Annotated in this window: 14 protein-coding genes; 1 reads left to right on the forward strand and 13 read right to left on the reverse strand. The window is 59.6% G+C overall.

Features of this window, described 5'->3' with window-relative positions:
- Positions 1-94 precede the first annotated feature (94 nt).
- The 9 genes from VC35_RS15785 to ccoN (VC35_RS15825) form a co-directional block, all read right to left on the reverse strand.
- Complete coding sequence (locus VC35_RS15785) at positions 95-1,186, reverse strand: metallophosphoesterase family protein (protein WP_259674440.1); 1,092 nt, start codon at positions 1,184-1,186, stop codon at positions 95-97.
- A gap of 146 nt (positions 1,187-1,332) precedes the next feature.
- Positions 1,333-2,310: a cytochrome-c oxidase, cbb3-type subunit III gene (gene ccoP, locus VC35_RS15790; protein ID WP_046041345.1), complete on the reverse strand. Its 978-nt coding sequence runs from the start codon at positions 2,308-2,310 to the stop codon at positions 1,333-1,335.
- Positions 2,307-2,492, reverse strand: a complete 186-nt coding sequence (locus VC35_RS15795) for a CcoQ/FixQ family Cbb3-type cytochrome c oxidase assembly chaperone (RefSeq protein ID WP_003175465.1) — start codon at positions 2,490-2,492, stop codon at positions 2,307-2,309. Before VC35_RS15795 ends, ccoP (VC35_RS15790) begins: the two co-directional genes overlap by 4 nt.
- A 5-nt stretch (positions 2,493-2,497) precedes the next feature.
- A complete protein-coding gene (ccoO, locus tag VC35_RS15800; RefSeq protein ID WP_009042961.1) occupies positions 2,498-3,106 on the reverse strand; it encodes a cytochrome-c oxidase, cbb3-type subunit II in 609 nt (202 codons plus the stop codon).
- Entirely contained in the window at positions 3,106-4,548 is a 1,443-nt protein-coding gene (gene ccoN / locus VC35_RS15805) for a cytochrome-c oxidase, cbb3-type subunit I (protein WP_046041350.1), read from the reverse strand. The genes ccoO (VC35_RS15800) and ccoN (VC35_RS15805) overlap by 1 nt, the downstream gene beginning before the upstream one ends.
- A gap of 500 nt (positions 4,549-5,048) precedes the next feature.
- Positions 5,049-6,005: a cytochrome-c oxidase, cbb3-type subunit III gene (ccoP, locus tag VC35_RS15810; RefSeq protein WP_046041351.1), complete on the reverse strand. Its 957-nt coding sequence runs from the start codon at positions 6,003-6,005 to the stop codon at positions 5,049-5,051.
- Complete coding sequence (locus tag VC35_RS15815) at positions 6,002-6,196, reverse strand: cbb3-type cytochrome oxidase subunit 3 (protein ID WP_046041353.1); 195 nt, start codon at positions 6,194-6,196, stop codon at positions 6,002-6,004. The genes ccoP (VC35_RS15810) and VC35_RS15815 overlap by 4 nt, the downstream gene beginning before the upstream one ends.
- Positions 6,197-6,199: 3 nt before the next feature.
- Complete coding sequence (gene ccoO, locus VC35_RS15820; RefSeq protein WP_008020035.1) at positions 6,200-6,808, reverse strand: cytochrome-c oxidase, cbb3-type subunit II; 609 nt, start codon at positions 6,806-6,808, stop codon at positions 6,200-6,202.
- A 10-nt stretch (positions 6,809-6,818) separates the two neighbouring features.
- Positions 6,819-8,243, reverse strand: a complete 1,425-nt coding sequence (gene ccoN / locus VC35_RS15825) for a cytochrome-c oxidase, cbb3-type subunit I (RefSeq protein ID WP_046041357.1) — start codon at positions 8,241-8,243, stop codon at positions 6,819-6,821.
- A gap of 94 nt (positions 8,244-8,337) precedes the next feature.
- On the opposite strand from ccoN (VC35_RS15825), the gene VC35_RS15830 reads away from it, so the two are divergent.
- The gene (locus VC35_RS15830; RefSeq protein ID WP_046041359.1) at positions 8,338-9,015 is read left to right on the forward strand and encodes an alpha/beta family hydrolase; all 678 of its coding nucleotides are present in this window, start codon (positions 8,338-8,340) and stop codon (positions 9,013-9,015) included.
- Positions 9,016-9,127: 112 nt separating this feature from the next.
- Here VC35_RS15830 and VC35_RS15835 read toward each other — a convergent pair whose 3' ends face one another.
- The 4 genes from VC35_RS15835 to acnA all read right to left on the reverse strand — a co-directional run bounded on the left by VC35_RS15835 (position 9,128) and on the right by acnA (position 15,260).
- Positions 9,128-9,589 carry a hypothetical protein gene (locus VC35_RS15835; protein ID WP_046041361.1) on the reverse strand — a complete coding sequence of 154 codons (462 nt, stop codon included), beginning with the start codon at positions 9,587-9,589 and terminating at the stop codon, positions 9,128-9,130.
- A gap of 222 nt (positions 9,590-9,811) precedes the next feature.
- Positions 9,812-11,377 carry a methyl-accepting chemotaxis protein gene (locus VC35_RS15840; RefSeq protein ID WP_046041362.1) on the reverse strand — a complete coding sequence of 522 codons (1,566 nt, stop codon included), beginning with the start codon at positions 11,375-11,377 and terminating at the stop codon, positions 9,812-9,814.
- Positions 11,378-11,482: 105 nt separating this feature from the next.
- Entirely contained in the window at positions 11,483-12,274 is a 792-nt protein-coding gene (locus VC35_RS15845) for a CPBP family intramembrane glutamic endopeptidase (RefSeq protein WP_046041363.1), read from the reverse strand.
- Between the two features lie 244 nt (positions 12,275-12,518).
- On the reverse strand, positions 12,519-15,260 hold the full coding sequence (gene acnA, locus VC35_RS15850) for an aconitate hydratase AcnA (protein WP_046041364.1): 2,742 nt from the start codon (positions 15,258-15,260) through the stop codon (positions 12,519-12,521).
- Between the last annotated feature and the right edge of the window lie 314 nt (positions 15,261-15,574).

Genomic DNA, 15,574 nt, shown 5'->3' on the forward strand with positions numbered 1-15,574 from the left:
ACAAAACATGATGCAGGTCAATTGACACCCGCAGTATAGCTGCCCGGTCGTGGGGCATCGACGCCATCAGGTCATCCGATGGCGTCGCGGCGGTTTATTTGACCGGGACGGTATGGCTGGCAACAGGATTGCGCCAGTCATTGCCGGCGATGACGTTGACGGTGAGGGACTTTCTGTCGGGAGAAAAACTGGCCGACAACCAGCTTTGCCGAGTGGCCGAACCACTCATGAACAGTGGCGTATCACCATAGACGTAGTTGCTGGTCGGGTACTTTCCGTTCTGTTTGTTTGCATCGGCGGAAAATACGGCGGTCACGCGATAGTCCTCGAGCATCCGGGAGAACCGCATGATTTCGCGCTCCTGAACCGGCCAGCCGAACGGCTGGTGCAAGTTCAGCAGAATGATTTTGCCCTGGGCTCGAGCACGTTGCAGGTCTCGCTCCAGCCAGTCCAGCGAAGCGGTGATTTCGTAGGCGGTCGTATTGAAAAGCGAGTGAGTGGAAAAGTTGACGGAGTAGGTTGGTTCGTTGTGCAGCTGGACCAGGTGAACATCGCCATAGTCCCTGGAATACGCCAGGCTGCCGTACCAGGTTTTCGTGAAAACAGAAGCCCTGGCGGCGAGGTCCAGGGTGGCGACTTTACCCCAGTAGCGATTCTTCAGGTCGTCGACGCTCCCGGCAGCGCAGTCGGGGCAACCTGCGACATTGAAGTCGTAGTCGTGATTGCCCAAGCCAAAGTCGTAAAGTTTGTTGAGTTTGTCCTGCAATACCGAATGAACGTAGGCGCGTTCTCTGGGACGCCCGGAAGCGGTCAGGTTACCGTTGATCATCACCGGGATGGCGGCAGCCCCTCCGAGTTGGTTCCTGAAGTCGGCAATGCTGCTGTATTGGGCGTTGATCAGCCACTTTGATCGCGCTTCCTTGTCGGCTGCGGACTCGTGTTCCTTGTTATCGGATTTTTCACTGGAGGGGTACTTCGGTTCCGAGGCAAACACCAGGTGTTGCGGCTGGGATTGGCTGGCCATCGAATGCATGACGGGGGCACAGGTCAATATCAGCAGGGAGAGCAGTTTGCAGCTGTTTGAAATTATCATGGAAGTCCATTTCCGTTTTATTGATGTTGTTTGTCTTGCGGTGCAGGGATTGTCGAAATAGATGAATTTATGCGGCGGTTTTTTCTGAAGCAATCAGGTGTCGAGGCTTTGTTGATAAGGCATGTTTCCGCGATTGACTGGAAATTTGCTCTATTGGTTTTGTTGTTTGGCATCAATAACAAAACGGCCCCGCCAATTCACATTGGCGGGGCCGTATTTTGTAGCTTCAAGCGTTTGCCTTACTCGGCGTCCGCTGCCTTCTCGCCGTGAGACAGGCTGTAGACGTAAGCGGCCAGCAGGTGAACCTTGTCGTTACCTTGCAGCTGCTCTTGCGCAGGCATCTGGCCCTGACGGCCATAACGGATGGTCTGCTGCAGTTGAGCGAAGCTCGAACCGTAGATGAACGCTGCCGGGTGAGTCAGGTTAGGTGCGCCCATCGCTGGGGTGCCTTTGCCTTCCGGACCGTGGCACGCCACGCAGTTGGTAGCGAACAGTTTCTGCCCGGCAACCGGGTCGGCCTTGGTGCCTTCCGGCAGCTTGCGGCCATCGAGGTTGGTCAGGACAAACGCGGCCACGTCGGCCACGCCTTGCTCGCCAATCACGTCAGCCCACGCAGGCATCACCGCATGACGGCCGCCCATGATGGTGGTCTTGATGGTTTGCGGCTCGCCGCCCCAGCGCCAGTCGGCGTCGGTCAGGTTCGGGAAGCCATAGGCGCCCTTGGCGTCGGAACCGTGGCAAACCGAGCAGTTGGAGGCGAACAGGCGGCCACCCATCTTCAGGGCTTGCGGGTCCTTGGCCACTTCTTCGATTGGCATGGCCGCGAACTTGGCGAAGATCGGACCGAACTTGGCGTCCGACTTGGCCATTTCCTTTTCCCACTCGTGAACGCCGGTCCAGCCGGTCTGGCCGTTGGCGAACGGGGTCTGCTTCTCGTTGTCGAGGTAGCCGTAACCCGGCAGCAGGCCTTTCCAGTTACCCAGGCCCGGATACAGCGCCAGGTAGCCCAGTGCGAAGATGATGGTGCCCACGAACAGCATGAACCACCATTTCGGCAGCGGGTTGTCGTACTCCTCGATGCCATCGAAGGAGTGCCCGACGGTCTCGTCTGTCTGTTCGCTGCGCTGGCCCTTGCGGGTCGACAGCAGCAGCCAGGTCAGGGCGAAGATCGTACCGAGACTGAGGACTGTGACGTACAGACTCCAGAATGTAGTCATTCTTTGTTACTCCTAGAAGCTTGCTCGACGTGCTTGATGGCTTCGGGATCATCCGCGAAAGGCAGCAAGGTCGCGTCTTCAAACTCCGACTTGCGCTTGGGGCTGAACACCCACAGTGCCAGTCCGATGAAGGCCACCATCACGACAACGGTGCCCAGGCCACGAATCATCCCTATATCCATCTAATTCACCGTTTGCTTTTGATGATGGTGCCCAGGCCTTGCAGATAGGCCACCAGCGCGTCCATTTCGGTTTTGCCCTTCACAGCATCCTTGGCGCCGGCGATGTCTTCGTCGGTGTAAGGGACGCCGAGCGTGCGCAAGACTTCCATTTTCTTGGCGGTGTCTTTGCCGTCGAGCTTGTTTTCCACGAGGAACGGGTAGGCCGGCATTTTCGACTCGGGCACTACGTTGCGCGGGTTGTACAGGTGCGCACGCTGCCAGTCATCGGAGTAACGACCGCCGACGCGGGCCAGGTCCGGACCGGTACGCTTGGAACCCCACAGGAACGGGTGGTCCCAGACGCTTTCACCGGCGACCGAGTAGTGGCCGTAGCGTTCGGTTTCAGCACGGAACGGACGGATCATCTGCGAGTGGCAGCCGACACAACCGTTGGCGATATAAACGTCCCGGCCTTCCAGTTCAAGGGCGGTGCGGGGCTTCATGCCCTCGACCGGCTTGTTGGTGACATCCTGGAAAAACAGCGGAACGATCTGGGTCAGGCCGCCGATGCTGACGGCGATGACCATGAAGAAGGCCAGCAGGCCAATATTCTTCTCGACTGCTTCATGCTTCATCAGTGAGCTCCAACTACGGCAATCTGTTCGGCGGCTTTGGCTTCAGCCGGGTTCGAGGCGCGTACGGTACGGAATACGTTGTAGGCCATGAACAGCATGCCGGTGGCGAAGAATGCACCGCCCAGGGCGCGGACGATGAAGCCCGGGTGGCTGGCTTGCAGCGCTTCGACGAACGAGTAGGTGAGGGTGCCGTCATCGTTGATTGCACGCCACATCAGGCCCTGGGTGATGCCGTTGACCCACATCGAAGCGATGTAGAGCACGGTACCGATGGTCGCGAGCCAGAAGTGGGTGTTGATCAGGCCGGTGCTGTGCATCTGCGCACGACCGAACAGTTTCGGGATCATGTGGTAGATGGCGCCGATCGAGATCATCGCAACCCAGCCCAGAGCGCCGGCATGTACGTGGCCGATGGTCCAGTCGGTGTAGTGCGACAGCGAGTTGACCGTCTTGATGGCCATCATCGGGCCTTCGAAGGTCGACATGCCGTAGAACGCCAGGGAAACCACCAGGAAGCGCAGGATCGGGTCGGTACGCAGCTTATGCCAGGCGCCCGACAGGGTCATCATGCCGTTGATCATGCCGCCCCAGCTTGGCGCCAGCAGGATGATCGACATCGCCATGCCCAGCGATTGTGCCCAGTCCGGCAGTGCGGTGTAGTGCAGGTGGTGCGGGCCGGCCCAGATGTACAGGGTGATCAGTGCCCAGAAGTGCACGATCGACAGGCGATAGGAGTAGATCGGACGCTCGGCCTGTTTCGGCACGAAGTAGTACATCATCCCCAGGAAGCCGGTGGTCAGGAAGAAGCCCACGGCGTTGTGGCCGTACCACCACTGGATCATCGCGTCCGTCGCACCCGAGTAGGCCGAGTAGGACTTGAACAGGCTGACCGGCAGCGACATGTGGTTGACGATGTGCAGCATTGCGGTCACGACGATGAACGCGCCGTAGAACCAGTTGCCCACATAGATGTGCTTGGTCTTGCGCTTGACGATGGTGCCGAAGAACACCAGACCGTAGGTGACCCAGACAATGGCCAGCAGAATAGCCAGGGGCCATTCCAGTTCCGCGTATTCCTTGGTGGTGGTGAAACCCATCGGCAAGGTAATGATCGCGCCGACGATCACCGCTTGCCATCCCCAGAAGGTAAAGGCGGCGAGGCTGTCGGAAATCAGTCGCGTTTGGCAGGTTCGCTGCACGACGTAATAAGAAGTGGCAAACAGTGCACATCCACCGAAGGCGAAAATCACCAGGTTGGTGTGCAGCGGGCGCAGGCGTCCAAAGCTCGTCCATGGCAGACCGAAGTTCAACTCCGGCCAGACCAGTTGCGAGGCAATGAAGACACCGAGCCCCATGCCAAGGATCCCCCAGACCACCGTCATGATGGCGAACTGGCGGACTACCTTATAGTTATAAGCAGTCGGACTGATTGCTGTGCTCATTCTAAGGTTCCACGGTTTGGGTGTTTTATTAGGATTAAAAATCGGCCGCAAGTATGGAGAAAGCAAGGGGTCATTGCAACGCGCCATGACCTGGGTCAATGCTTTCAAAAGCTGATTCTGCGGCCTTTCCATGCGCCGCGTAAGGACAAAATTGCCCGCGGGCAAAACGTCCCGGCGGACTGATCAGGCGAGGGGGTCAGGTCGGATGTAACGAGGTGTGTTCAAACGCAACGTTTGGCTGACCGAAGGCAATTGGTGCGACAGCCGGTATCTACCAGCCTTTGCGGCCTGTCATCGGGCAGATTCGTCGAACACATCGTTCAGGGTCGACCTGGAACCGGCACCGGCCAGTCCGCATCGGGGGAAGCTTAGACCCGAATCCGGTGATCCGAAAGAAAGAGTCAAAGAGGGTGCGACAATGCGTCGCAAAGAGGCAGCGGCAAGCTTCAAGCTGCAAGCTTCAAGAGAAATCCCGTTGCTTGCAGCTCTGGCTTTTGACTTTACTTGCCGCTTGTAGCTTGAAGCTTGCCGCTCAACTGCTCATCACCTCTGGAAAGGCTGTACACGTAAGCCGCGAGCAGCTGCACCTTATCGTTGCCGAGCAGTTCGTTCTGCGCCGGCATATGGCCCTGGCGGCCATGCCGAATCGTCTGCTCAAGCTGCGTCAGGCTTGTACCGTAAATGAAGCCGGCCGGGTGCGTCAGGTTCGGCGCGCCCATGGCTTCGGTGCCCTGGCCATTAGCTCCGTGACAGGCGACGCAGGTGGTGCTGAAGGCTTGCTGTCCGGCTTGCAGGTCGGCTTTGCTGTCGGCAGGCAATGGCAACTTGGCCAGGCCATGGCGCACATAAGCGGCGACGTTTTTCACACCGTCCTCCCCCAGGACTTCACCCCAGGCCGGCATCATCGCCATCCGGCCACCCATGATGGTGGTCTTGAGGGTTTCTGCATTGCCGCCCCAGCGCCAGTCGCTGTCGGTCAGGTTGGGGAAACCGTATGCACCCTTGGCGTCCGAGCCGTGGCACACCGAGCAGTTGGAGGCAAACAGGCGGCCGCCCATTTTCAGTGCCTGCGGGTCCTTGGCCACTTCTTCCACGGGCATCGCCGCGAACTTGGCGAAGATCGGCCCGAACTTCGCGTCAGCCTTGTCCATCTCCTTTTCCCATTCGTGCACGCCGGTCCAGCCGTTTTCGTAGCCGGGGAGGACGCCTTTCCAGTTGCCCAGGCCCGGATAAAGGATCAGATAACCGACGGCAAACACCAGGGTGCCAGCGAACAGCATGAACCACCATTGCGGCAACGGGTTGTCGTACTCCTCGATGCCGTCGAAGCTGTGGCCCATGGTCTGGTCGACACTGCCCTTGGTTTCACCCTTGCGGGTGCCGATCAACAGCCAGGTCAGGCCGATCAGGCTGCCGATGGTCAGTACGCAGATCCACGTACTCCAGAAGGTGGTCATGGCCGGGTACTCCTTGTAGCTGATTCTTCAGTGATGTCGGGTTGTGGCTCGTCGGCGAACGGCAGCAGGCGCGCTTCGGCGAATTCCGGGCTGCGCTTGCCGTTGAATACCCACAGGGTCAAGCCAATGAACGCGACGAATACGACGACAGTGCCAAGGCCGCGGATCATTCCAGTGCTCAATTCAAACATTGCTCACCTCTTGCTCTTGATGGCAGTGCCGAGCACTTGCAGGTAGGCGACCAGTGCATCCATCTCGCTCTTGCCCTTGAGGGACGCGACGGCGCCGGTGATGTCTTCGTCGGTGTACGGCACGCCCAGGGTGCGCATGGCCTTGATCTTGGTTTCGGTATGACTGCTGTCGAGTTGATTGGCCACCAGCCACGGGTAGGCCGGCATCTTCGACTCCGGCACGACGTTGCGCGGGTTGTACAAGTGCGCGCGGTGCCAGTCATCCGAGTAACGTGCGCCGACCCGCGCCAGGTCCGGCCCGGTGCGTTTCGAGCCCCACAGAAACGGGTGATCCCAGACGCTTTCACCGGCCACCGAGTAGTGGCCGTAGCGCTCGGTCTCGGCGCGGAACGGGCGGATCATCTGCGAGTGACAGCCGACGCAGCCTTCGCGGATGTAGATGTCGCGACCTTCCAGTTGCAGTGCGGTGTAGGGCTTCATGCCTTCCACCGGTTTGTTGGTCACGTCCTGGAAGAACAGCGGGACGATCTGGGTCAGGCCGCCGATGCTCACGGCCAGGATCATCAGCAGCAGCAACAGGCCGACGTTTTTCTCGATAGTTTCGTGTTTCATGGCGGACTCCTCAGGCCATCTGCGCGGCAGCGGCGACTTCGGCAGGCTGCGAGGCCCGCACGGTGCGCCAAGTGTTGTAGGCCATCAGGAACATGCCGCTGAGGAAAATCGCACCGCCCACCAGCCGCACGACGAAGCCAGGGTGGCTGGCCACCAGGGTCTCGACGAAGGAGTAAGTCAGCGTGCCGTCTTCGTTCACCGCACGCCACATCAGACCCTGGGCGATGCCGTTGACCCACATCGAGGCGATGTACAGAACGGTGCCGATGGTGGCGAGCCAGAAGTGCGCGTTGATCAGGCCGATGCTGTGCATCTGCTCGCGGCCGAAGATTTTCGGGATCATGTGGTACAGCGCGCCGATGGAAATCATCGCCACCCAGCCCAAGGCGCCGGCGTGTACGTGGCCGATGGTCCAGTCGGTGTAGTGGGAGAGGGCGTTGACCGTCTTGATCGCCATCATCGGCCCTTCGAAGGTCGACATGCCGTAGAACGCCAGGGACACCACGAGGAAGCGCAGGACCGGGTCGCTGCGCAACTTATGCCAGGCACCCGAGAGGGTCATCATGCCGTTGATCATCCCGCCCCAGCTTGGTGCCAGCAGGATCAGCGACATCACCATGCCCAGCGACTGCGCCCAGTCCGGCAATGCGGTGTAGTGCAAGTGGTGCGGACCGGCCCAGATGTACAGGGTGATCAGCGCCCAGAAGTGCACGATCGACAGGCGATAGGAGTACACCGGACGCTCGGCCTGTTTCGGCACGAAGTAATACATCATCCCGAGGAAACCGGCGGTGAGGAAAAAGCCCACGGCGTTGTGCCCGTACCACCACTGCACCATCGCGTCAGTGGCACCGGAGTACAGCGAGTAGGACTTGGTGAAGCTGACCGGCAACTCCATGTTGTTGACGATGTGCAGGATCGCCACGGTGATGATGAACGCACCGAAGAACCAGTTACCGACATAAATGTGCTTGGTCTTGCGCTGCATGATCGTGCCGAAGAACACGATGGCGTAAGCGACCCAGACGATGGTGATCAGGATGTCGATCGGCCATTCCAGCTCGGCGTATTCCTTGGAGCTGGTGTAGCCCAGCGGCAGGCTGATGGCTGCCAGCAGGATCACAAGCTGCCAGCCCCAGAAACAGAACGCGGCAACTGCGGGAGCAAATAAGCGTGTTTGGCACGTCCGTTGTACGGAGTACAACGAACTGGCGAACAGTGCGCAGCCGCCAAAGGCGAAGATCACCGCGTTGGTGTGTAGCGGGCGCAAGCGGCCGAAGCTGGTCCACGGCAAATTGAAGTTGAGTTCGGGCCAGACCAACTGGGCAGCGAGAAAAACCCCGAGCCCCATGCCGACGATGCCCCACACCACCGTCATAATGGCGAATTGGCGGACCACCTTGTAGTTGTAGGCGGTACTGATAGAAGTGTTCATGGTTCCCCATCCACGGTTCAGCCGAAGTGAGCGCGCAGCGCAAGGCAGTGCACCCTTCGGCCGGAGTTATAGGCAGACTAAAAGCGAGGCAAGCATGGACAAAGGGCACAAGGCCGGTATTGACGGGGATCAATGGGCGCAGTGCGTGCGGGATCATGGATGGTTGTGGAATGCCGCCGCTGGCAAGGCTACTGCGACGTTGATCCTCGCCCATGGCGCTGGCGCACCGATGGACAGCGACTGGATGAGCGACATGGCTGCACGCCTCGCCGCGCAAGGCGTCAACGTGTTGCGCTTCGAGTTTCCCTACATGGCGCAGCGGCGCCTCGATAGCGGCAAACGCCCGCCGAACCCGGCGCCGAAACTGCTGGAATGCTGGCGTGATGTGTATCCCCAGGTGCGACGCCATGTCACTGGGCCGTTGGCCATCGGCGGCAAGTCCATGGGCGGTCGCATGGCCAGTTTGTTGGCGGATGAATTGGGCGCGGATGCCCTGGTGTGCCTGGGGTATCCGTTCTATGCGGTGGGTAAACCGGAGAAGCCACGGGTTGAGCATTTGGCGGGGTTGAAGACACGAACCTTGATCGTGCAGGGTGAACGCGATGCATTGGGCAACCGGGAGGCGGTCGAGGGGTATGCGCTATCGCCGGGTATCGAGGTGTTCTGGCTGGTGGCGGGGGATCATGATTTGAAGCCGTTGAAGGCTTCGGGGTTTAGTCATGAGCAGCATTTGGTGGCTGCGGCACAGAAGGTGGCTTCATTCCTTCAATGAAGTTTTCGGCAGCAATCATCGCCTCATCGTGAGTAAGCCCACAATGGATTGGATATGCCTGATCCATTGTGGGGGGAACTACGCCGCTTGGGGGACTTGCGATGTACTAACTTCAGGATGTTTGTCTTGTTAAGTTGAATACGCCATTGGGGGATTCAAATTCGGGACTGAATGTCGCTTCAAAGTCGCCCGTGCTGATGCCGTCTTTCGGATCGAGTTTGATGGAAACTTTAGCTGATAGTGCGTCTATGCATTTGAAATGACCATCGCTGGTCATATAACAGTGCGTAAAGGTAAGACCCTGTTCTCCCAAGTTGAATGTCTTGTCAATGATGTTTTCGTCAATGTAGTCAAGGGTGAAGTCATAGAGGAAAATGTCCCCTGTATTATTGGAGCCTGTCGAAGCGTTCCACGCCCAGAAATCCCTCCCATTAAAGCGGATGCGTTGAAGGGATGCGGTGGTCGCTTCGATCCAGGCGGGTTCTGTGTTGAAACGCCACCTGAACGTGCCGGGGGGTACCGGATAAAGTTTTTGTTTCGTTGCCGCTAATAGGCGTTCCAGTTTGCTATCCATCTTGGTTAAAGACCTCATAGATGTTGACACGTGACGTTCTGTCGATGTCGGGATGAATAGCGTAAGATTTTTATCGGAGCAATTTAACTATCAAGGTTGATAGTGGATTTTTTGGTTTTTATGTGAGTTATGAGATGTCGTTTTTTAAGGTGAAGCTTTATGCAATAAAAAATCCCCGATCATTGGTCGGGGATTATAGGGAAGTAGACGGCGCGCAATCGGCTAGCGGTTAAACCGCTCCACTAACGAATACTGGGTATTCGCGGTTTTGGTCAGCTCTTCACTCAGCAACGCCGAGTTCTGCGCCTGTTCCGAGGTCTGGTCCGCCAGCTCCGAAATGTTGCTGATGTTGCGGCTGATTTCTTCGGCCACGGCACTTTGCTCTTCAGTCGCGGCGGCAATCTGGGTGGTCATGTCGGTGATGTTGGCCACCGCTTCACTGATCCCCACCAGTGCCTGGTCCGCTTCCAGTACCCGCGCCACGCCTTCTTCCGCCTGACGATGCCCGGCTTCCATGGTCTGCACGGCGGTGCTGGCGGTTTGCTGGAGCTTGGCGATCAGCGCATGAATCTGCCCGGTGGACTCGCTGGTACGTTGCGCCAGCTGACGGACTTCGTCGGCCACCACCGCAAAACCACGACCCATCTCGCCGGCACGGGCCGCTTCGATGGCGGCGTTCAGGGCCAGCAGGTTGGTCTGGTCGGCGATGCCTTTGATCACGTCGACTACGCCGCCGATTTCGTTGCTGTCCTTGGCCAGTTGGGTCACGGTCACGCCGGTTTCACCGACTACCACCGACAGGCGCTGGATGGCTTCGCGGGTTTCCCCGGCGATATCACGACCGCGACCGGTCAGGCGATTGGCTTCCTGGGTGGCGTCGGCGGTGCGTTGCACGTGGCTGGCGACTTCCTGGGTGGTAGCTGCCATCTGGTTGACCGCAGTGGCCACCTGTTCGGTCTCGACCCGTTGACGTTCCAGACCGCTGGAGCTGTTGTGCGCCAGGGCGTCGGACTGCCTGGCTTGATCGGTCAGGTGTTCGGCCGTGTCCTGCAGGCGCGTCAGGCAGGTTTTCAGGCGTGCTTCCTGACTCAGGATGGACATTTCCAAACGCGCCTGGGCGCCGCGACTGTCGGTGTACATCTGTGCGATCAACGGATCGGAGGTGGTCTGCTCGGCCAGGCGCAGCAAACGCTTGAGGCCACGCTGTTGCCACTGAAGGCCCATCAGGCCCAGCGGCACCGAAAGACCGGCAGCCAGGGCAAACCCCCAATGGGAGTTCAGCGATGCACCGATCATGAAGCTTAATTGGCTGACCAGGATGAACGGCAGCCAGTCCTGCAGGATCGGCAACCATTTATCCGAGGAGGGAATGGCCGACTTGCCCTGGTTGATGCGTTGGTAGAGCGCTTCGGCACGGCGGATCTGTTCGGCGCTGGGCTTGACCCGCACCGACTCGTAACCGATCACCTGATTGCCTTCGAAGATCGGTGTCACATAGGCGTTCACCCAGTAATGATCACCGGTCTTGCAGCGATTCTTGACGATGCCCATCCATGGCAAGCCTTGTTTCAGCGTGTCCCACATGTGTGCGAACACCGCGGCCGGGACGTCGGGGTGACGGACCAGGTTGTGCGGTGCACGGATCAGTTCCTCTCGGGAAAACCCGCTGATCTCGACGAAAGCGTCGTTACAGTAGGTGATCATGCCCTTGGCATCGGTGGTGGAAATCAACCGTTGCTGAGCCGGGAAGGTCCGCTCGCGTTGTGTAATTGGCTGGTTGTTACGCATGGCTTTTTTAATCCGCAAGGCTTTCAAGTGCTGTATCGGCAAGGCCGGCGGATTGTTGAGATTATTTTTCGATAATCAGCGATGCGTCGCAAAATGACCCTTGCGTCAGCTGGTGAGCATCGGATAGGTGAACAGGCCGAAATGCAGCAGGTTCAAGCCAAAGTGGCTGGCAATGGCGGCGCCCAGCCCGCCGAACCGGTAGGCCAGGCCATAGCCGACCCCGGCCAGCGTCGCCAGCAACACCCACTGCCATCCTGCGCCGATATGGGCCAGGCCGAAGACCAATGACGCCAGCAGCAGGGCGAGGTGTTCACCGTAGGGCCGGTCTTTGAGGTACCGGCTCAGTCCGCCCTGGATGTAGCCACGGAACAGCGCTTCCTCGACCAGCGTCACCAGAAGCAGATTGTTCAGCAACCACAGCCAGGCTTGATCCGGCCATTTCGGCGCCCAGGCGATTACGCCCAGCAACAGCGCGCCGCCCAATGCCAGCACGGCGCTCAAGGTCAGTGCCAGTGCGGTGGCATACAGGGACAACCGAAGCGAACGTCGGCCGACAATCCACGGACAAACCAGTAACAGCCAGAAGCCGATCAGCGGTTTGTCCAGATTCAGGTGCATGGCGAATGACACGGCATCGTCGGTAAAGCGTTGGGGATTGATACCGCGACCGTTATAGAAACCGGGTAGCCAATGCGTCGCCAAGGCCAGGGCCAGGACGATGAACAGTCCGTGGCCGAGGTAGCGGACAAATGGGATCTCGCGTTGGCGAACCGCTGCGCCGGCGACCAGCAACAAGAACACCGAAATTGCCGAGAGCCAGCCGAGATGGCCGTAGGTCAGCGCCAGGCCGTAGCCGAAGGAAAGCAGGGCCAGAAACGTCCATGGCAGGGCAATCATTTGAAGTCCTTAGAGATGAACAGCTTTTGTGGCGAGGGAGCTTGCTCCCGCTGGGTTGCGAAGCGGCCCCAATAACAATCAACCCGTTGTGCCAGATGAAATGCATCTGCAGGGCTGGCGACTGCTTCGCAGTCGAGCGGGAGCAAGCTCCCTCGCCACAGATGGGGGTATCCTGAGGGCTGCGATTATAAGCGTGGCCCAAACAAAAACACCGCCCGAAGGCGGTGTCTTTGTCAGCGGTCGGTCAGGACGCGATCAACTGCCGCAACACGTAATGCAAAATCCCTCCGGACTTGAAGTACTCCACCTCATTGAGCGTATCGATGCGGCACAACACCTCGATCTTCTCGCTACTGCCGTCTTCGCGGGTGATGACCAGCGTCAGGTTCATCCGTGGCGTCAGCTCGACGCCGGTCAAGCCGAGTATGTCCAGGGTTTCACTGCCGTTGAGCTTCAGGCTCTTGCGGTTCTGATCCAGCTTGAACTGCAACGGCAGTACGCCCATGCCGACCAGGTTGGAGCGGTGAATCCGTTCGAAGCTTTCGGCGACGACCGCTTTCACCCCCAGCAGGTTGGTGCCCTTGGCGGCCCAGTCGCGACTCGAGCCGGTGCCGTATTCCTGGCCGGCGATCACCACCAGCGGGGTACCTGAAGCCTGATAACGCATGGCGGCGTCGTAGATCGGCATTTTCTCGCCAGTGGGAATGTAGCGGGTGTTGCCGCCTTCTTCGCCGCCGAGCATTTCGTTGCGTATGCGAATGTTGGCGAAGGTGCCGCGCATCATCACTTCATGGTTGCCACGCCGCGAACCGTAGGAGTTGAAGTCCCGCGGTTCCACGCCTTTGTCGCGCAGGTATTGCCCTGCCGGGCTGTCGGCCTTGATGTTGCCGGCCGGGGAGATGTGGTCGGTGGTCACCGAGTCGCCGAGCAGTGCGAGGATCCGCGCACCGGTGATGTCCTTGACCACGGGCGGCGGGCCGCCGATGTCGTCGAAGAACGGCGGGTGCTGGATGTAAGTCGAATCGTCCTGCCAGACATAGGTCGCCGCCTGCGGAACCTTGATCGCCTGCCATTGCGCGTCTCCGGCAAACACTTCGGCGTATTCCTTGTGGAACATGGCGGTGTTGACCTGATTCACGGCGTCGGCAATTTCCTTGCTGCTTGGCCAGATGTCCCGCAGGTAAACCGGCTTGCCGTCCTTGTCATCGCCTAGCGGCTCGCGGCTGAGGTCGGTGCGCACCGTGCCGGCCAGCGCGTAGGCCACTACCAGCGGCGGGGAGGCCAGCCAGTTGGTTTTAACCAGTGGATGCACCCGGCCTTCGAAGTTGCGATTGCCTGAGAGCACGGAGGCCACGGTGAGGTCGGCTTGCTGGATGGCTTTCTCGATGGGCTCCGACAGCGGTCCCGAGTTGCCGATGCAGGTGGTGCAGCCATAGCCGACCAGGGCAAAGCCCAATTCGTCAAGGTAATGGGTCAGCCCGGCCGCCTTGTAGTAGTCGGTGACCACTTTCGAGCCGGGGGCCAGCGAGCTCTTCACCCAGGGTTTGCGTTTCAGGCCTTTTTCCACGGCCTTCTTCGCCACCAGTCCGGCCGCCATCATTACGCTGGGGTTGGAGGTGTTGGTGCAGGAGGTGATCGCGGCGATGACCACGGCGCCGTTTTTCAGGCGATAGGTCTGGCCTTCGTAGTCGTAATCCACTTCGCCGGCCATATCGGCATTACCGACGGCAACACCGCCACCGCCTTCACTTTCCAGGCGGCCTTCTTCCTTGTTGGTGGGCTTGAATTGCAGGTCGGCGAAGTCGCTGAACGCTTGCGCGACATTGGGCAGCGACACCCGGTCCTGTGGGCGTTTTGGCCCGGCGAGGCTGGCTTCGACGCTGTCCATGTCCAGCGCCAGGCTGTCGGTGAACAGCGGTTCCTGGCCGGGCAGGCGCCACAGGCCCTGGGCCTTGCTGTAGGCCTCGACCAGTTGCACCGTTTCCAGGGGCCGTCCGGACAGGCGCAGGTAGTCCAGCGTGATGTCGTCCACCGGGAAAAAACCGCAGGTGGCGCCGTATTCCGGGGCCATGTTGGCGATGGTCGCACGGTCGGCCAGGGGCAGGTCGGCAAGGCCGTCGCCGTAGAATTCGACGAATTTGCCCACCACGCCTTTCTTGCGCAGCATCTGGGTCACGGTCAGCACCAGGTCGGTGGCGGTGATGCCTTCCTTGAGTTTGCCGGTGAGTTTGAAACCGATGACTTCGGGAATCAGCATCGACACCGGTTGCCCGAGCATTGCCGCTTCCGCCTCGATACCGCCTACACCCCAGCCGAGCACGCCGAGGCCGTTGATCATGGTGGTGTGGGAATCGGTGCCCACCAAAGTGTCGGGGAAAGCATAAGTACGGCCGTCCTCGTCCTTGGTCCAGACCGTGCGGCCGAGGTATTCAAGATTCACCTGGTGGCAGATCCCGGTGCCCGGCGGCACCACGCTGAAATTGTCGAAGGCACTCTGGCCCCAGCGCAGGAACGCATAGCGCTCGCCATTGCGCTGCATTTCAATGTCGACGTTCTGCTCGAAGGCGCTGCTGCTGGCAAACTTGTCGACCATCACCGAGTGGTCGATCACCAGGTCCACCGGCGACAGCGGGTTGATCCGCTGCGGATTGCCGCCGGCCTTGGCCATCGCCGCGCGCATGGCGGCCAGGTCGACAACCGCCGGTACGCCGGTGAAGTCCTGCATCAGCACCCGCGCCGGGCGGTACTGGATTTCGCGGTCGGAGCGACGCTCCTTGAGCCACGCGGCCAGTGCCTTGAGGTCGGCGCCGGTGACGGTTTTTTCGTCCTCCCAGCGCAGCAGGTTTTCCAGCAGGACTTTCAACGACATCGGCAACTTGTCCAGATCACCCAGGCTTTTGGCGGCATCGGGCAGGCTGAAGTAGTGGTAGGTCTTGTTGCCGACTTGCAGGGTCTTGAGCGTATTCAGGCTATCGAGGGACGGCATTGCGATCACTCCTTTGAGTCCGCACGGCTACGGACAGAGGGAACGGATAGAGGACTAAACCTAGCCCTCTTTGGTGCTTAAGGCTAATAACTGGACTCTATGGGCAAGTCCAGGGTCTGTTAACGCTTGCTGTCGAACCGCGTTGCGATGCCAAAGTGTGCGAGGCAAGGCGCGGGATGCCGCCAATGGTTGTTCCCTTGGCAAATCCCGCAACGCGGCCTCGCACACTTTGGCGCGCAACCCGAAGGGACGCGCCCCATTTTCCGCTGGGCGGCGTTGCTCGGAACTTATTTGGAACAACCAAACTGCGTTCC

This window comes from Pseudomonas fluorescens (assembly GCF_000967965.1).
Classification (GTDB): domain Bacteria; phylum Pseudomonadota; class Gammaproteobacteria; order Pseudomonadales; family Pseudomonadaceae; genus Aquipseudomonas; species Aquipseudomonas grandcourensis.

Bases quoted from the DNA above. Each gene is read 5' to 3' on its own strand.
- ccoP (WP_046041351.1), bottom strand. From the start codon at position 6,005: ATGACCACCTTCTGGAGTACGTGGATCTGCGTACTGACCATCGGCAGC.
- ccoN (WP_046041357.1), bottom strand. From the start codon at position 8,243: ATGAACACTTCTATCAGTACCGCCTACAACTACAAGGTGGTCCGCCAA.
- ccoO (WP_008020035.1), bottom strand. From the start codon at position 6,808: ATGAAACACGAAACTATCGAGAAAAACGTCGGCCTGTTGCTGCTGCTG.
- VC35_RS15815 (WP_046041353.1), bottom strand. From the start codon at position 6,196: ATGTTTGAATTGAGCACTGGAATGATCCGCGGCCTTGGCACTGTCGTC.
- ccoP (WP_046041345.1), bottom strand. From the start codon at position 2,310: ATGACTACATTCTGGAGTCTGTACGTCACAGTCCTCAGTCTCGGTACG.
- VC35_RS15840 (WP_046041362.1), bottom strand. From the start codon at position 11,377: ATGCGTAACAACCAGCCAATTACACAACGCGAGCGGACCTTCCCGGCT.
- VC35_RS15830 (WP_046041359.1), top strand. From the start codon at position 8,338: ATGGACAAAGGGCACAAGGCCGGTATTGACGGGGATCAATGGGCGCAG.
- VC35_RS15795 (WP_003175465.1), bottom strand. From the start codon at position 2,492: ATGGATATAGGGATGATTCGTGGCCTGGGCACCGTTGTCGTGATGGTG.
- acnA (WP_046041364.1), bottom strand. From the start codon at position 15,260: ATGCCGTCCCTCGATAGCCTGAATACGCTCAAGACCCTGCAAGTCGGC.
- ccoO (WP_009042961.1), bottom strand. From the start codon at position 3,106: ATGAAGCATGAAGCAGTCGAGAAGAATATTGGCCTGCTGGCCTTCTTC.
- VC35_RS15835 (WP_046041361.1), bottom strand. From the start codon at position 9,589: ATGGATAGCAAACTGGAACGCCTATTAGCGGCAACGAAACAAAAACTT.
- ccoN (WP_046041350.1), bottom strand. From the start codon at position 4,548: ATGAGCACAGCAATCAGTCCGACTGCTTATAACTATAAGGTAGTCCGC.
- VC35_RS15845 (WP_046041363.1), bottom strand. From the start codon at position 12,274: ATGATTGCCCTGCCATGGACGTTTCTGGCCCTGCTTTCCTTCGGCTAC.